This is a genomic window from Streptomyces sp. NPDC002403 (genome assembly GCF_053593015.1).
Map to the genome: position 1 here is coordinate 188,007 of NZ_JBSFBQ010000009.1, position 15,852 is coordinate 203,858.

At 72.1% G+C, this 15,852-nt stretch carries 15 protein-coding genes; 5 read left to right on the top strand and 10 right to left on the bottom strand.

Translation table 11 applies throughout. From position 1 onward, the window contains the following. Positions 1–10: 10 nt before the first annotated feature. Positions 11–1,141, bottom strand: a complete 1,131-nt coding sequence (locus tag ACWCPY_RS13940; RefSeq protein ID WP_451264563.1) for a PLP-dependent cysteine synthase family protein — start codon at positions 1,139–1,141, stop codon at positions 11–13. Positions 1,142–1,347: 206 nt separating this feature from the next. Here ACWCPY_RS13940 and ACWCPY_RS13945 point away from each other — a divergent pair, with 206 nt between their 5' ends. Both ACWCPY_RS13945 and ACWCPY_RS13950 read left to right on the top strand, forming a co-directional pair. Continuing rightward, a complete protein-coding gene (locus ACWCPY_RS13945) occupies positions 1,348–1,665 on the top strand; it encodes a hypothetical protein (protein ID WP_451264565.1) in 318 nt (105 codons plus the stop codon). Positions 1,666–1,851: 186 nt separating this feature from the next. After that, positions 1,852–2,373 carry an ATP-binding protein gene (locus ACWCPY_RS13950; RefSeq protein ID WP_451264567.1) on the top strand — a complete coding sequence of 174 codons (522 nt, stop codon included), beginning with the start codon at positions 1,852–1,854 and terminating at the stop codon, positions 2,371–2,373. Positions 2,374–2,379: 6 nt separating this feature from the next. On the opposite strand, the gene ACWCPY_RS13955 is transcribed toward ACWCPY_RS13950, so the two are convergent. The 4 genes from ACWCPY_RS13955 to ACWCPY_RS13970 form a co-directional block, all read right to left on the bottom strand. Continuing rightward, entirely contained in the window at positions 2,380–4,944 is a 2,565-nt protein-coding gene (locus ACWCPY_RS13955; protein WP_451264569.1) for an ABC transporter permease, read from the bottom strand. Between the two features lie 4 nt (positions 4,945–4,948). Continuing rightward, a complete protein-coding gene (locus tag ACWCPY_RS13960) occupies positions 4,949–5,737 on the bottom strand; it encodes an ABC transporter ATP-binding protein (RefSeq protein ID WP_451264571.1) in 789 nt (262 codons plus the stop codon). Continuing rightward, positions 5,734–6,024 carry an SHOCT domain-containing protein gene (locus ACWCPY_RS13965; RefSeq protein ID WP_451264573.1) on the bottom strand — a complete coding sequence of 97 codons (291 nt, stop codon included), beginning with the start codon at positions 6,022–6,024 and terminating at the stop codon, positions 5,734–5,736. The genes ACWCPY_RS13960 and ACWCPY_RS13965 overlap by 4 nt, the downstream gene beginning before the upstream one ends. A 226-nt stretch (positions 6,025–6,250) precedes the next feature. Beyond that, complete coding sequence (locus tag ACWCPY_RS13970) at positions 6,251–7,465, bottom strand: ROK family protein (protein WP_451264575.1); 1,215 nt, start codon at positions 7,463–7,465, stop codon at positions 6,251–6,253. Between the two features lie 108 nt (positions 7,466–7,573). Between ACWCPY_RS13970 and ACWCPY_RS13975 the strand changes: the two genes are divergently transcribed. After that, the gene (locus ACWCPY_RS13975) at positions 7,574–8,788 is read left to right on the top strand and encodes an MFS transporter (RefSeq protein WP_451264577.1); all 1,215 of its coding nucleotides are present in this window, start codon (positions 7,574–7,576) and stop codon (positions 8,786–8,788) included. A gap of 185 nt (positions 8,789–8,973) precedes the next feature. Here the strand turns inward: ACWCPY_RS13975 and ACWCPY_RS13980 are convergent, their stop codons facing one another. Beyond that, positions 8,974–9,375: a MarR family winged helix-turn-helix transcriptional regulator gene (locus ACWCPY_RS13980; protein WP_451264579.1), complete on the bottom strand. Its 402-nt coding sequence runs from the start codon at positions 9,373–9,375 to the stop codon at positions 8,974–8,976. Positions 9,376–9,462: 87 nt separating this feature from the next. Here ACWCPY_RS13980 and ACWCPY_RS13985 point away from each other — a divergent pair, with 87 nt between their 5' ends. After that, on the top strand, positions 9,463–10,974 hold the full coding sequence (locus ACWCPY_RS13985; RefSeq protein WP_451264581.1) for an MFS transporter: 1,512 nt from the start codon (positions 9,463–9,465) through the stop codon (positions 10,972–10,974). Positions 10,975–11,004: 30 nt separating this feature from the next. Here ACWCPY_RS13985 and ACWCPY_RS13990 read toward each other — a convergent pair whose 3' ends face one another. The 3 genes from ACWCPY_RS13990 to ACWCPY_RS14000 form a co-directional block, all read right to left on the bottom strand. Further along, complete coding sequence (locus tag ACWCPY_RS13990) at positions 11,005–11,670, bottom strand: response regulator (RefSeq protein WP_451264583.1); 666 nt, start codon at positions 11,668–11,670, stop codon at positions 11,005–11,007. Further along, positions 11,667–12,929, bottom strand: a complete 1,263-nt coding sequence (locus ACWCPY_RS13995) for a sensor histidine kinase (protein WP_451264585.1) — start codon at positions 12,927–12,929, stop codon at positions 11,667–11,669. Before ACWCPY_RS13995 ends, ACWCPY_RS13990 begins: the two co-directional genes overlap by 4 nt. Positions 12,930–13,041: 112 nt before the next feature. Then, positions 13,042–13,773 (bottom strand): TetR/AcrR family transcriptional regulator, encoded by a 732-nt coding sequence (locus ACWCPY_RS14000; RefSeq protein WP_451264587.1) that lies wholly within the window; start codon positions 13,771–13,773, stop codon positions 13,042–13,044. A gap of 128 nt (positions 13,774–13,901) precedes the next feature. On the opposite strand from ACWCPY_RS14000, the gene ACWCPY_RS14005 reads away from it, so the two are divergent. After that, entirely contained in the window at positions 13,902–14,354 is a 453-nt protein-coding gene (locus ACWCPY_RS14005) for a nitroreductase/quinone reductase family protein (protein ID WP_451264589.1), read from the top strand. Between the two features lie 127 nt (positions 14,355–14,481). Here ACWCPY_RS14005 and ACWCPY_RS14010 read toward each other — a convergent pair whose 3' ends face one another. Then, on the bottom strand, positions 14,482–15,696 hold the full coding sequence (locus ACWCPY_RS14010; protein ID WP_323180267.1) for a geranylgeranyl reductase family protein: 1,215 nt from the start codon (positions 15,694–15,696) through the stop codon (positions 14,482–14,484). Between the last annotated feature and the right edge of the window lie 156 nt (positions 15,697–15,852).

The following is a 15,852-nucleotide window of genomic DNA, read 5'->3' on the forward strand; positions in this document are numbered from 1 at the left end:
GTCCCGGTACTCAGGGCCAGTTGCCGTCGGCAAGGAAGGAGTCGATGGTCGCCGCGTGCGGGGCGATGTCCAGGCCCTGCCCGGCGAGCCAGCTGTCGGAGTAGTACTTGTCCAGATAGCGGTCCCCCGGGTCGCAGATCAGGGTGACGACGCTGCCCGTACTGCCCTGCTCGACCATCTCGGCGACCAGCTTGAACGCGCTCCACAGCCCGGTGCCGGTGGAGCCGCCGGCCTTGCGGCCGATGGCCTTCTCCAGTGCGCGTACGGCCGCGACACTGGCCGCGTCCGGCACCTTCATCATCCGGTCGATGGCACCGGGCACGAAGCTCGGCTCCATCCGGGGCCTGCCGATGCCCTCGATCCGGGAGCCGCAGTCGCTGGTGGCCAGGGGATTGTGGTTGGCATAGCCGTCGAAGAAGCAGGAGTTCTCCGGGTCGGGCACGCAGATCCGGGTATCGAACTGCATGTAGTGCACATAGCGGGCGATCGTCGCCGAGGTGCCACCGGTTCCGGCCGTGGCGACGATCCACGTCGGTTCCGGATAGCGTTCCAGCCGCAACTGCTGGTAGATCGACTCGGCGATGTTGTTGTTGCCGCGCCAGTCGGTGGCCCGCTCGGCGTAGGTGAACTGGTCCATGTAGTGTCCGCCGCTCTCCGCGGCGAGCCTGGCGGACTCCTCGTACATCTTCCGGGAGTCGTCGACGAAATGACATCGGCCGCCGTGGAATTCGATCAGCCGGCACTTCTCGGGACTGGTGGTACGGGGCATCACGGCGATGAACGGCACACCGATCAGCTTGGCGAAGTACGCCTCCGAGACGGCCGTAGAACCGCTGGACGCCTCGATCACCGGCTTGCCCGGCCGGATCCAGCCGTTGCAGAGCCCGTAGAGGAAGAGCGAACGGGCCAGCCGGTGCTTGAGACTGCCGGTGGGGTGCGTCGACTCGTCCTTGAGGTAGAGGTCGATTCCCCAGGCCTCGGGCAGCGGGAAGCGCAGCAGATGGGTGTCGGCGGAACGGTTGGCGTCGGCCTGGACCTTGCGCACCGCCTCCTTCAGCCAGGCCCGGTACCCGGCGTCGGAACGGTCGATGTCGATCGTCGCCGCGGCCCGGCCGGCGTCTTTGTGCATCTCGGTGCCCATCAGCGCGCTCCTTCTCGTGTCACCGTCGCTCTCCACCCACAACCTATTCCCCCCACCTGCACAAACGTTCACTTTGGTGCTCCATAGCCCTGCCTTGGCGTCGGCGGGACCGGAGTCCGGGGATCCGGTCGGTACGCGGCCTGGCGCGGCGCTCCCGGTTTGTGCAGACTTCCCATCAGAAGTGTCACGAAGGGGGCGAAGCAGCCATGCCGGAAACGGAGTTCAGTGCGACGGGGGTACGGATCGAGCGGTGGGCCCGCTCGCTCACGAGGGCCGGGCAGGTGATCGTCAAGGACGGCAGACTGGCCCTGCTGACCAGCAACGGACGGGAGATCGACAGCGCTCCGGTGGTGACGGTGAGCGCGGGCAGGCCGTGGTTCGCCGGGGCCGGTGCGACCGTGGCCCGCCTCAACGGGACGCGGTACCGGCTGACGATGGGGCAGCGCAACCGGGGTCCGGACCGGGCCGGACCGGCCCACCGGTTCCTGGAGACCCTGCGCAGCGCGGGTGGCCGGATGACCTGACGCGTTCGGCGGCACCGGGAGAGCGCGAGTTGCGGAGCCGTGCCCCCTGGGTGACATTGGACTCGTCACTCATGGTTCACCGGCGGTAACACTGTGATTCACACCGCCGGGGCCGAATCAGCAGTCGGCCGGCTGCTGGATTCGTTCCTTCGTCTTCTTCCGGACCTATTTCGGGGAGTCGCAGCCGTGATCAGCGAGCCAAGCAGGCACTGCACGGTGGAGCTCCAGGCCCTGCCGTCGCGGATCGGACAGGTCCGCAGAATCATCTCGGCGCAATTGCGCTACTGGCATCTCGATCCTCTGATCGACCAGGCGGCGCTCGGCGTCACAGAACTGCTGACCAATGTCCACCGGCATGCCCAGCCGGACAAGTCATGCACCGTCGAGATAGAGCTGCTGCTCGAACGGCTGACGGTGTCGGTCCATGACCACGACCCACGGATGCCGACCGTGCGCGAGCCCAGCGCGTCCAGTACCTCGGGGCGCGGGCTCGCGCTGATCGCCGCGGTCAGCGAGAGCTGGGGGGTCCGCCCGAGGGGCGGGGCCGGAAAGGTTGTCTGGTTCACCCTTCCGGCGCCGCCCTGGTGCACCCCGCTCCCGCCGCACCCGGTGTACGGGGCCACCACGGACGGGCCGTTCGAGCTGGACGCCCTCACCTGTCTCGGGAGCGCCACGCCTTCCGTCGCGCGGTCGGCGGTCGTCGGCTGACGCGCGCTACTCGGCGGCGATGGCGCGGAGCACGTTCAGCCGCGCCGCCCGCCGGGCCGGGCGCCGGCCCGCCAGCGCTCCGGCGGCGATCCCCACGAGGGCGACCACCAGGAGCCGCAGCGGCGGCAGGTCGAAGGCGACGGCGGTGTCACCCGCGGTGGCCTCGACCAGCACCCAGCCGAGGAAGCCGCCGAGCAGCAGGCCGCCCGCCGTGCCGAACGCGGCCACCAGGACGGATTCCCAGCGGACCATCGAGCGCAACTGGCTCCTGGTCTGTCCCACCGCTCGCAACAGGCCCATCTCCCTGGTCCGTTCGTGGAGGGCGAGGGAGAGCGTGTTGGCGATGCCCAGCAGGGCGATCAGCACGGCGAGCGCCAGCAGGGCGTACACCAGGGTGAGCATCATGTCGATGCCGCCGGCCGAGGACCGCGCGTACTCGTCGCGGGTCTGTACCTCGGGATCGCCGTACGCCGCCGCGGTCCTCACGACCGCCGCCCTGCCGTCGGCGGTGGACACGCCGGGCCGGAAGGAGACGGCGATCAGTGAGTCGGAGTCCTGTGCGCGGTGCGGGGCCCAGGCCTGTCGGGTGATGACGTAGTCGCCCGCCAGCTCGGACCGGTCGTAGACGGCGCGGACGGTGAACTCGCGCCGCGTCCCGTCGGCGAAGGCGAGCCGGGCGGTGGAGCCGGGGCGCAGACCGCGCCCGGCGGCCTCGGTGCGGGAGACGGCGAGCCCGTCCCTGCCCAGCCCCGTCAGTGAGCCGTCGACCCGGCCGAGGTCGAGGACCCTGCCGAGTGCGGCCGGGTCGGTGACGGTCAGGGCCCGTCCCGCACCGTCGACCTTCGCGACCCCCTTGCCGAGGCCTACGGCGGCCGCGACCTGCGGCAGTCGGCCGACGGCCGGAGCGAGCCGGGGGCTGAGGCCGCTGCCGCCCGCGCCGAAGGAGGGCGCACTGATGGCGACGTCGCCCGCGAAGGAGCGGTCGACGGTGCGGTTCATGGTCGCTTTCAGCGACGCTCCGAAGACGGTGAAGAGGGAGACCACGGCGACGCCGATCATCAGCGCGGTCGCGGTGGACGCCGTCCGCCGGGGGCTGCGCAGGGCGTTGCGCCCGGCCAGTCTCCCGGTGACGCCGCGCAGCCGGTGGAGCGGGGCGCCGAGGACCCGTACCGCGTACGTGGCGGCGACGGGGCCGAGGACCACGAACGCGGCGAGTGCCAGCACCGCGCCGATGGCCGACAGCCAGACGGACGGGGCGGCCAGCGTGCCGGTCAGGATGACGCCGAGGGAGGCCACCAGCAGCACGAGCCCGCCGAGGGCGCGTGTCCGGGACGTCCCGGAGTCGTCGACGGCACTCTCGCGCAGTGCGGCGAGCGGAGCGGTGCGTCCGGCCCGGACGGCGGGCAGAACCGCGGAGCCGAGACAGACCAGGACCCCCACGGCGAGCGGCAGCAGCAGCGAGACGACGCCGATCACCAACGAGCCTTCCGGGAAAGGGAATCCGACGGCGGGGAAGAGCGCCTGGAGTCCGGCGGCGATGCCGATGCCTCCGGCCAGTCCCGCGGCGGAGGCGATGACGGCGACCACGCCGGCCTCCACCAGTGTCGCGGCGAGGATCTGGCGGCGTGCGGCGCCGAGGGCGCGCAGCAGGGCGTTCTCGCGGGTCCGCTGGGCGACGACGATCGCGAAGGTGTTGTGGATGGAGAAGGTGGCGACGAGCAGCACGATGCCCGAGAAGACCAGCAGCAGCGTGGTGAACAGGCCGAGGAAGGCACCGGAGATCATGTCCCGGTTCTCGGCGGCGGCGGCCTGTCCGGTGATGGCCTCGACGCCCTTGGGCAGCACCGGCCGCAGCGCGTCGACGAGTTCCCGCTGGCTGGTGCCGGGGCCTGCGCGGACCTGGATGGCCGATGCCTGGCCGGGCTTCGGCGTGAGGTACTTCTCGGCGTCGGCCCGTGTCATGGCCGTGTAGGTGACCTGCCCCATGCCGTCCTGGCCGCCGAAGGTGGCCAGTCCGACGATTCGGACGTGCACGGGGTCCGGGGTGCGCAGCACGGTCGTGTCGCCGATCCTGAGCCCGCCCCGTTCGGCGGTGCCGCGGTTGACGACGACCTCACCGGGGGCGGCCGGAGCGCGGCCGGCGGCCAGCCGGTACGGGTTGAGTTCGGGGTCGTCGATCCAGTTGCCGGCGAGGGTGGGCGGGCCCTGGCCGCCGATGGGTCGGCCGTCGGCGCCGATGAGCTGGCCGGCGCCCTGGATGTCGGGGGCCGCCGCGGCGACGCCGGGCGTCCGCTCGATCCGCTTCAGGAGTGCGGTGCCGACCGGCTGCCGGGTGCCCTGGGTCTCGCCGGCGACGGTGACGACGTCGGAGCCGCGCACGACGGCGTCGGTCCCGGCGTTGGCGTCGGCGAACAGGGTGTCGAAGCTCGCGCGCAGTGTGTCGCCCATGACGAGCGTCCCGGTGAGGAACGCGACGCCGAGCAGGACGGCGACGAACGTACCTGCGAAGCGGCGTCTGTGGGTGCGGAGCGAGGCGATGCTCAGGCGTACTGAGGCCCGGGTACCGTTCATGCCGTCACCGCCTGCGCGAGGGGTGGGGGGCGAAGGACTTGAAGCGGTCGAGCACGCGCTCCGCCGTGGGGTCGGGCATGCGGTCGACGAGCCGGCCGTCGGCGAGGAAGACGACCTCGTCCGCGTGGGCGGCGGCGACCGGGTCGTGGGTGACCATGACGACGGTGCGGGCGGTCTGCCGGACGGTGCGGCCGAGCAGCCGGAGCACTTCCTGCCCGGAGCGGGAGTCGAGATTGCCGGTCGGTTCGTCGGCGAAGACGACATCGGGGCTGCCCGCGAAGGCCCGGGCCACCGCCACCCGCTGCTGCTGCCCGCCGGAGAGTTCGCCGGGCCGGTGGCGCAGCCGGTCGCGGAGCCCGACGGTGTCCACGAGGGCGTCGAGCCACTCCTGATCGGGCCGCTCCCCCGCGAGGTCGAGAGGAAGGGTGATGTTCTCGGCGACGGTGAGCGTGGGCAGGAGGTTGAAGGACTGGAAGACGAACCCGATCCGCTGTCGGCGCAGCAGGGTGAGCCCGCGGTCGTCGAGCGCGCTGATGTCGGTGTCGCCGATGAAGGCGGAGCCCGAGGTGAGCGTGTCGAGTCCGGCGGCGCAGTGCATCAGGGTGGATTTCCCGGATCCGGAGGGCCCCATGATGGCGGTGAACCGTCCGGCGGGGAAGTCGACGCTCACCCCGTCCAGGGCTCTGACCCGGGTGTCGCCCGTGCCGTAGAGCTTCACGGCGTCGACGACCCGGGCGGCGGAGGCGGGTACGGAGATGGAGGCGGGTCCGGAGGCCGGGACGGTGGTGGTCATGCGAGGCCTCCCTTGCTGCCGCGGCCGAACTGTTCGTCCAGGACGGAGAGTCTGCGCCAGTAGTCCTCCTCGTCGATCTCCCCGGCCGCGAAGCGCCGCCCGAGCAGGGTGATCGGTGACGGCTCGGCGGGTGCCTCCGGGGTGGTACGGGCCTGGCAGGGGCCTGGTCGGCCGCGCCGGGCGGTACGGCGCAGCAGGGTGACGCCGCCGATGACGACGGTCGCCCAGAAGAGCGGGATGAGGAGGATCCAGGGCCCGGGTCCACCGCTGTACGCCAGGGTGTTCATCTCGGTCAGCTCCCTCGGTTCGGGGTCCGTGGTCAGGTGTTCCTGACGCTTCCGAGCCTCGCCCGGGGAGGGGGTCCGAGTCGTCGTACAGCCAGCGGCCGTGCGCCTACCCCCTCGGGAGTACGCGGCGCTCCTGCGGCTGCTCCCGGCGGCGACCGGGGGCGAGGGGCGGCAGTGGCACGGCCCCGGGGACCGAGGACCCCGGGGCCGTGTCGTCGAACCGCCGTCAGGCCAGCGCGGCCAGCGGGTCGTCCAGCACCGGCTGCCAGGCCAACTCGGCAGCGCCCACAAGGCTGTTGTGGTCGAGCGTGCACGGCAGGATCGGCACACTGCCGCTGCGCCCCCACAGGCTGCGGTCGGCGACCACCGCACGCAGGCGCTCGGGGTCCGCGTCGAGCAGGGCGCGGTGCAGTCCACCGAGGATGATGCGGTCGGGGTTGAGGATGTTGACCAGCCCGGCGAGCCCGAGGCCGAGCCGGTCGATCAGCTCCTCGGCCGCGCCGCGCACCGCCACGTCCTCGTACTCCGTGCGCAGCAGATCACCGGCCTGCTTGAGCAGCGACTCCTCGGGGCCGGGTTCGCGGCGGGCGGCGACGAGGAAGGCCAGCGGGTCGGTCTCGACGTCCAGGCAGCCGCGTCCGCCGCAGTGGCAGGGGCGCCCCTCGGGGTTCACCGTGAGATGTCCCACTTCCAGAGCGAGGCCCGAACTCCCCGTGTGCAGGCGGCCGTCGAGGACCAGGGCGCCGCCCACGCCCCGGTGGCCGGTGGCCACGCAGAGCAGGTGCTGGGCGCCGCGCCCCGCGCCGTGCCGGTGTTCGGCGAGCGCGGCGAGGTTGACGTCGTTCCCGGTGAACGCCGGTCCGGGGATGCCCGCTTCGCGTACGCAGTCGGCGAAGATCTCGCTCACCGGGGCGCCGGCCGGCCAGGCGATGTGCAGTGGGTTGAGCGCGGTGCCCTCCGGTTCGGCGACCGCCGACGGCACCGCGAGCCCCGCGCCGACGCAGCGCAGTCCGCTGTCCCGCAGCAACCGGGCGCAGTCTTCGACCACTTCACCGATGACCTGAGCCGGGTCGGCCGTGACGGTGACACAGCCGGGGGCGGTGGCCACGAGCCGTCCGCCCAGCCCGACGAGCGCGGCACGGAATCCGTCGGCGTGCACCTGAGCGGCGATGGCGACCGGTCCGGACTCCCGGACCGACAGCCGGTGCGAGGGGCGGCCCTGCGAGCCGGCGGCGGAGCCCGGCCGGGAGTCGACCCGGATCAGGCCGAGCGCCTCCAGCTCCGCGGCGACCGCACCGGCCGTCGCCCGGGTGACGCCGAGCTCGGAGGTGAGGACGGCGCGGGTGGGCGCGCGTCCGGTGTGGACCAGTTCCAGCGCGGGTCCGAGCGCGCTGCGGCCCCTCTCCAACTTTGTCCGGGTGGTGGACACCTTGCCGTTCATGGGGGCGAGTCTCCCATGGTCCGTAGGTACGCCCGACGCCCCGGTGGCGCGGTTGTGCCCTTGCCGACCGTCTTGCGTCCATTGTCGCGGCGCCCCTATGCTGAGTTTGTGCCGCAAATAAACAAACTGCGGACGGCCCTACCGGGGGAACCGGGCGGAGACACCGCCGCACCCCCGTCGGCCCGCCTCCGTACCGCCCTGACCGTGTTCTTCGCCCTCGACGGCTTCCTCTTCGCCGGCTGGGTGGTCCGCATCCCGGCCATCAAGCACCAGACAGGCGCCTCGGCCGCCACCCTGGGCCTCGCCCTGCTCGGGGTCTCCGCCGGGGCGGTGGTGACCATGATGTTCGCCGGCCGGCTGTGCCGGCGCTTCGGCAGCCACCCGGTGACCGTGGTCTGCGGCGTACTGCTCTCCCTCGCCATCGCCCTGCCGGCGCAGACGAGTTCGGCGCTCGCACTCGGCCTGGTCCTGCTGGTCTTCGGCGCCGCGTACGGCGGGATGAACGTGGCGATGAACAGCGCCGCGGTCGATCTGGTCGCCGCGCTGAGACGCCCCGTGATGCCCGGCTTCCACGCGGCCTTCAGTCTCGGCGGGATGGTCGGCGCCGGACTCGGCGGCCTGGTCGCGGGCAGCCTCTCCCCCGCCACTCACCTCTTCGCCCTGACCGCGACAGGGCTCCTGGTCACCGCGGCGGTGGGACCGGTGCTGCTGCGTCACACGGCACCCCGGCCCGCGGTCGGGGCCAAAGGCTCCACAACACCGCGGCGGCCGGACGGAAGGGCCCGCCGACTGGTGGTCCTGTTCGGTGTGATCGCGCTCTGCACCGCCTACGGCGAAGGCGCGCTGGCCGACTGGGGCGCCCTCCACCTCGAACAGGACCTGCACGCCCACCCGGGCGTCGCAGCCGCCGGCTACTCCCTGTTCGCCCTGGCCATGACGGCGGGCCGGCTCAGCGGCACGGCGCTGCTCGAACGGCTCGGCCAGACCCGCACCCTCGTCGTGGGCGGCGTCACGGCCGCCGCCGGGATGCTGCTCGGCTCGCTCGCCCCCACCACATGGGCGGCCCTCCTCGGCTTCGCGGTCACCGGTCTCGGCCTGGCCAACATCTTCCCGGTCGCGGTCGGCCGGGCCGGCGAGCTGGCCGGACCCGGCGGAGTGGCCGCCGCCTCGACACTGGGCTACGGCGGGATGCTCCTCGGGCCGCCCGCGATCGGCTTCCTGGCCGACTGGTCCTCACTCCCGGTGGCCCTCACCACGGTGGCACTGCTGGCCACCGCCGCCGCGGCACTGGGGTACGGAGCACGCAACGCGACCCACGCGTGAGCCGACCCCGCCTCACGCTCCAAAAGCGGCTCCCGCTCACGGAGGTCACCGTGACGGGCGCCCCGGAGCCCACTCCGATCCGGCGCGAGAAGTCCGGAGTCGCCCGGTCCTGACAGTGCGCCGGGGCGATCCGGCATCCGCCGCGACGCCCGGCCCCGGCCTTCCCGCCCGCTCCCGCTCGGGTCTCAGTCCTCCGGCCCGTTCAGCATCCGGGCGAGCACCGACCGCTGCAGCGGTTTCACTTCGGCATGGCGCGCCCGCCCCTTCGCCGTCAGCTCCACCCTGACGCCCCGCCGGTCCTCGCTGCACATCCCCCGGCACACGAGGTCGTCCTTCTCCAGCCGCGCGACCAGACGCGACAGCGCGCTCTGGCTGAGGTGGACCCGGGAAGCCAGCTCCTGCACACGATAGGCGGAGCCGCCGTCCTCGGGCGCACCCTCCGCCAGGACGTCGAGCACCTCGAAGTCGCTGGCGCCGAGGCCGTGCCGGTGCAGCTCACGGTCGAGCTCACAGAGCGTCCTGGCGTGCAGCGCGAGGATGTCCCGCCACTCCTCGACGAGCATCCGCTCGGACTTGTTCGCTGCCATGGCCGCACGTTAGCAGAGACGAGCTCGATTATTGCACGTGCATTAAATGCACTTGCATTCAATGCACGTGCATGTACCGTGCTCCGCATGACCACTCCGCTCAACGTCCCCGATTCCCACGAGCGTTGGAGCCCGCGTCTGTGGGGCACTCTTCTCGTGCTCTGCGCCGCGATGTTCCTGGACGCCCTCGACGTCTCCATGGTCGGTGTCGCGCTGCCGTCCATCGCCGACGATCTCGGACTGACCACCTCGACCCTCCAGTGGATCGTCAGCGGCTACATCCTGGGCTACGGCGGGCTGTTGCTCCTCGGCGGCCGGGCGGCCGATCTGCTCGGCAGGCGCCAGGTCTTCCTCGTCGCGCTCGGCGTCTTCGCCCTCGCCTCGCTGCTCGGTGGATTCGTCGACTCCGGACCACTGCTGATCGCCAGCCGCTTCATCAAGGGGCTGAGCGCCGCCTTCACCGCGCCGGCCGGACTCTCGATCATCACCACCACGTTCAAGGAGGGCCCGCAGCGCAATCGCGCCCTCTCCATCTACACCACCTGCGCGGCCACCGGTTTCTCCATGGGCCTGGTCCTCTCGGGCCTGCTCACCCAGCTGTCCTGGCGGTGGACGATGCTGCTGCCCGCCCCGATCGCCCTGATCGCCCTGGTCGCGGGCCTCAGGCTGATCCCGCACAGCGAGCGCGAGAACACCCACCGCGGCTACGACCTGCCCGGCGCCGTCACCGGCACGGCCGCCATGCTGCTGCTGGTGTTCACGGTCGTGCAGGCGCCGGAGGCCGGCTGGACCTCCGCCCGCACCCTGCTGTCGTTCCTCGCCGTCGCCGCACTGCTCACCGTCTTCGTCACCATCGAGCGCCGCACCGCGAACCCGCTGATCCGCCTGGGGGTGCTGCGCTCCGGGAGCCAGGTCAGGGCGCAGCTGGGCGCCGCGGCGTTCTTCGGCAGCTATGTGGGCTTCCAGTTCCTCGTCACCCAGTACATGCAGTCGCTGCTGGGCTGGTCCGCGCTGGAGACCGCCCTGGCCTTCCTGCCCGCGGGCGTGCTGGTCGCCCTCTCCTCGACGAAGATCGGCGATGTGGTGGACCGGTTCGGGACCCCGCGCGTCATCGCGGCCGGCTTCACCTTCCTCGTCGTCGGCTACGCGCTCTTCCTGCGGATCACTCTCACCCCTTCGTACGCCGTGGTGATCCTGCCGTCCATGCTGCTGCTCGGCGCGGCCTGCGCGCTGACCTTCCCGTCGCTCAACATCCAGGCGACCAACGGGGTGGACGACGACGAGCAGGGCATGGTCTCGGGTCTGCTCAACACGTCGATCCAGGTCGGCGGGGCGATCTTCCTGGCGGTCGTGACGGCCGTGATCACGGCCCACGGCAGCGGTGACGGTTCGCGCCAGGCGGTCCTGGACAGCTACCGGCCCGGCCTGGCCGTGGTGACCGCGGTCGCGTTCGCCGGGCTGCTGATCACGCTCACCGGTCTGCGACGCGCCCGGCCCGTTCAGCACACCGTGCTGGTCGCGTCGTCCGGGACGGACCGCGTGGCCGAGGCCGCGGCGGGGGCGACGGCTGACGCGCGGAAGGTGCCGGTGCGGGACTGACCGGTGGCCGAGGAGGGCGACGCGCCCGGGTCAGCCCAGCCAGCCCGGGCGTACCAGCCCCGACTCGTAGGCAAGGACGACGAGTTGGGCCCGGTCGCGGGCGCCCAGCTTCACCATGGTGCGGCTGACATGCGTCTTCGCGGTGAGCGGGCTGACGACCAGCCGCCGGGCGATCTCCTCGTTGGAGAGCCCTATGCCGACGAGCGCCATCACCTCCCGCTCCCGTTCGGTGAGTTCGCTCAGGCCCGTCGCCGCCGCGGGCTCCTTGGAACGGGCCGCGAACTCGGCGATCAGCCGGCGGGTGACCCCGGGCGAGAGCAGGGCGTCGCCGCCCACCACCGCGCGTACCGCGCGCAGCAGTTCGTCCGGTTCGGTGTCCTTGACGAGAAAGCCGGACGCCCCGGACCGGATCGCCTCGAAGACGTACTCGTCGAGCTCGAAGGTGGTGAGCATGACCACCTTGACGCCGTCCAGCCGGGCGTCCTCGGTGATGGCACGGGTGGCGGCGAGGCCGTCGAGATGCGGCATCCGGATGTCCATCAGCACGATGTCGGGCCGCAGTTCGCCCACCATGCGCACGGCTTCCGCGCCGTCGGCTGCCTCTCCCGCCACCTCGATGTCGGGCTGGGCGTCCAGCAGGGCGCGGAAGCCCGCCCGGACCAGCGACTGGTCGTCTGCGAGCAGTACGCGGATCACGGTGTCTCCTCTTTCTGTTCCGGCGTGCCGGCCGAACCGGGCGGCAGCGGAAGCTCGGCCCGCACCCGGAAGCCGCCGTCGGCCCGGGGGCCCGCCTCGATCGTGCCACCGAGCGCGGCGGCCCGCTCCCGCATTCCCGCCAGCCCGTTGCCGCTGCCTCCGGCGTCGCCGTCGGTGGCGGGTCCGTCGTCGTCGATACGGAGCCCGATGCGGCCGGGCCCATAGACGATCCGGACCCGCGCGGTACGCGATCCGGAGTGCCGGACCACGTTCGTCAGCGCCTCCTGGACGATCCGGAAGGCGGCGAGGTCGGCGCCGGGTGGCACCGACGGCCGTTCGCCGTCGGTCTCGACGGTGACGGTGAGTCCGGTGCTCGCCGCCTGTTCGACGAGTTCGGGGAGCCGGTCGAGTCCGGGGGCCGGGGCCCTGGGGGCGTCTCCGGGGGTACGCAGGGTGTCGAGGACCTGACGGACCTCGCCCAGCGCCTCCTTGCTGGCGGCCTTGATGGTGGTGAGCGCCGTACGCGCTTGCTCGGGGTCGGAGTCCAGGAGTGCGAGACCCACGCTCGACTGGACGTTGATGACGGAGATGCTGTGGGCCAGGACGTCATGGAGTTCGCGCGCCATCCGCAGCCGCTCCTCATCCGCCCTGCGCCGCTCCGCGGCCTCCCGCTCCGCCCGCCGGTCCGCCCACTGCTCACGGCGTACGCGCACGAACTCGGCGGCGGCGACGATGGCCACCACCCAGGCGGCGATGCCCAGTTCCTGTCCCCAGCGGGCGGCATGGTCATCGGAGGGCGGCAGCCACCGGTAGAGCCAGTGCGCCACCAGGACGTGTCCCAGCCAGACCATGCCGACGGCCGACCACGCGGCCCGCCGGTGCCCGGAGACGACGGCGCTGAAACAGCCGACGGCCACAGCCAGGAAGACCGGTCCGTACGGATAACCGGCCACCAGATAGATCATCGCCGCGACCGAGCTGCCGAAGGCGGCCACCACGGGGTGCCGGTGGCGCAGCAGGAGCACGGCGACGGCCAGGAAGAGCAGCAGCCGCGCGAAGAGGTCCAGCGGGGCCCGCTCGTCCATCTGCCCCCGGGCCGCGATGGTCGAACCGATCATGACGACTGCGCCGAGCAGGATCGTCGACGGCCAGGGCAGCCGGGCGGCGGAGCCTTCCGGCTCCCCGGTCAGCCACCGCGGTGGCTCGCCGTGCGCCCAGGGGGGACCGCCGCCGCTTCCGTGTGAGCGCTGCTCTTCCATGCCGGCCACGCTAGACCGCGGGCCCGGGCGAAGGCGTCAGCCGGGCGTGGTGATCACCCGTACTCCGTGGGGAGTACGTCGTACGGGGCCGGGCCACGGGTGAAGGGCGCCGTCAGCCCTTGGCCGCGGTGGCCCTTCCGCCGTTCCTCGCGCCGAGCAGGCCGACCGTGCGGGCCAGTTCGGTGACGGCCTCCCGGAAAAAGATCTCCCTGGCCTCCACCACCCGGTGGAACTGACCGAAGATCTCGAAGGAGATCAGCCCGAACAGCTGCGACCAGGCGGCGATCAGCGGGGCGGCGGCCTCCGGCGGAAGACCGGGTGCGAGGTCGGCGGACATCCGCTCGGCCTCGGCGCGCAGATCGTCGGAGAGCGGCGGCAGGGCCAGGCCGTCCGTGCGGCAGGCCTCCGTGACCACGGCGATCAGGACGAAGCCGACGCGGGAGGCGGGGACGATCGTGGCCTGCGGCGCGGTGTAGCCGGGCACGGGCGAACCGTAGATCAGCGCGTACTCGTGGGGGTGGGCCAGTGCCCAGTCACGCACGGCGCAGCTGACGGCCACCCAGCGGGCGAGGTGGGTGGCGGCATCGGCGCAGGCGGTCCGGTGCGCGGCCTCCGCGATCTCGCCCACGGAGTCGTACGCGTCGACGATCAGTGCGGTGAGCAGCTCGTCCCGGCTGGGGAAGTAGCGGTAGACGGCGGACGACGCCATACCGAGCTCTCGTGCGACGGCGCGCAGCGACAGCTTGGCGGCGCCCTCGGCCGCGAGCTGCTTCTTCGCCTCGTCCTTGATCGCGGCGGTGACCTCGATGCGGGCCCGTTCTCTGGCTCCTCGGACAGTGCTCATGGTCCTCAGTCTGCCACGAAGACAGAACACCGATCAACAACGAGAGCAGTGCTCTTGCTTTTGAGCACCCATCCCGTGCACACTGATCTCAAGCGAGAGCACCGCTCTCAAAACAGCGAGGGGTCACCATGTCTCAGCCGTACTACCTCCAGGGCAGCACCCTCAACGTCCGTATGAACGGAATCGTCGGCTGGCTCGCCCGCCACGGCCTCAGCCTTTTCGGCTCGGCCGAGATGTCGGTGCGCGGCCGCAAGAGCGGGCAGATGCAGCGCGTTCCCGTGAACCCCCACACCCACGAGGGCGCGCAGTACCTCGTCTCCGCCCGCGGCCACTCCCAGTGGGTGCGCAACATGCGCGTCGCCGGCGGCGGCGAGCTGCGGGTGGGCCGCAGGACCCGCGGCTTCACGGCTGTGGAGATCGCGGACGACGAGCAGAAGGTGCTGGTCATCCGCACCTACCTGGAGCGGTGGGGCTGGGAGGTCAAGGACTACTTCCAGGGCGTCACCGCGAAGTCATCGGACGCCGAACTGCTGGCGGCCTGCCCGGACCATCCCGTCTTCCGGATCACCGTGGAGGGCTGACCGTGCGGCCGGCGCCTCCCCGGCACCGGAGGCCGGGCGACGACCGCCCGGCCGGGGCCTGTCCGGCCCCGATCCGCCGGCCGGACCGCGGCCGGGCCCCGATCCGGCCCGATCCGAACGGAAGACCCTAACGGTCCATCGCGGACAGGGCCCGCTGCGCCAGCGGGTGCGTACGGACCAGCTCGCCGAGCGAGGTCGTTCCGCGGGTGATTCCGGCGAAGGCGTTCCAGGCCGGTCGGAATCCGGTCAGCACCGCGTGCAGCACCCCCGGGCGGCGCTCGAACAGCTTCAGCATGCGCCGTCCGACCCCCATCTCGACACCGAGGCCCGCCTTGATGGCGAACGCGTAGTTCAGCGCCTGGCGCCGGGCGTCCACCGCGTCGTGCGACTCCGCGATCCGGACCGCCCACTCGCCGGCGAGCCGCCCCGACCGCAGCGCGAAGGAGATCCCCTCGCGGGTCCACGGCTCCAGGAGCCCCGCCGCGTCGCCGCACACCAGCACCCGCCCGCGTGACAGCGGCGAGTCGTCGCTGCGGCAGCGCGTGAGATGCCCGGAGGAGATCTTCGGCTCGAAACCGGCGAGGCCGAGCCGGGCGATGAAGTCCTCCAGATACCGCTTGGTCCCCGCGCCGTCGCCCCGCGCCGAGATCACACCGACGGTCAGGACATCGCCCTTGGGGAAGACCCAGCCGTAACTGCCGGGCATCGGGCCCCAGTCGATGAGCACCCGCCCCGCCCAGTCCTCGGCGACCGTCGCCGGAACCGGGATCTCCGCCTCCAGGCCGAGGTCCACCTGGTCGAGCTTCACCCCGACATGAGCTCCTATCCGCCCCGCGCTCCCGTCGGCACCGACGACTGCGCGGGCCAGGACCGTCTCGCCGCCGGACAGCACCACGGCGACCGTGCGCCGGTCGGGCACCGAGGCGCCGTGCTGCTCGACCCTCGTCACGGTCGCGCCGGTGCGCAGTTCGGCGCCCGCCTTCTGCGCCTCCTCGACCAGGCCCGCGTCGAACTCGGGGCGGTTGATGAGGCCGAAGAGCATCCGCTTGGAGCGGCGGGTCCGCGCCAGCCTGCCGTTGAGCGAGAAGGTGACCGCGTGGATCCGGTCCCGCAGCGGAAGTTCGAACCCGGGCGGCAGCGAATCACGCGAAAACCCGATGATGCCGCCGCCACATGTCTTGTACCGGGGAAGCTCCGCCTTCTCGAGGAGCAGCACCCGTCGGCCGGCGACTGCCGCCGCGTATGCCGCGGAGGCTCCGGCCGGTCCGCCTCCGACTACGACGACATCCCACACGGACGACTCTTCGTGCTCCTGTACGGCGTCTGCGTTCTCGCTGCTCACGATGTGCTTCTGCTCCCGATCCCACCAGTGGCCCATGCTGCTCACGGCATCCTACGGCGCGTTGCTCCCGGCCCCCGCTGTGGGAGGATCGACCGTACGTTCGTCCTGCATGCGACGCCGCACACTCGGTGCGCATGTAGCCGGATTCGTACACAT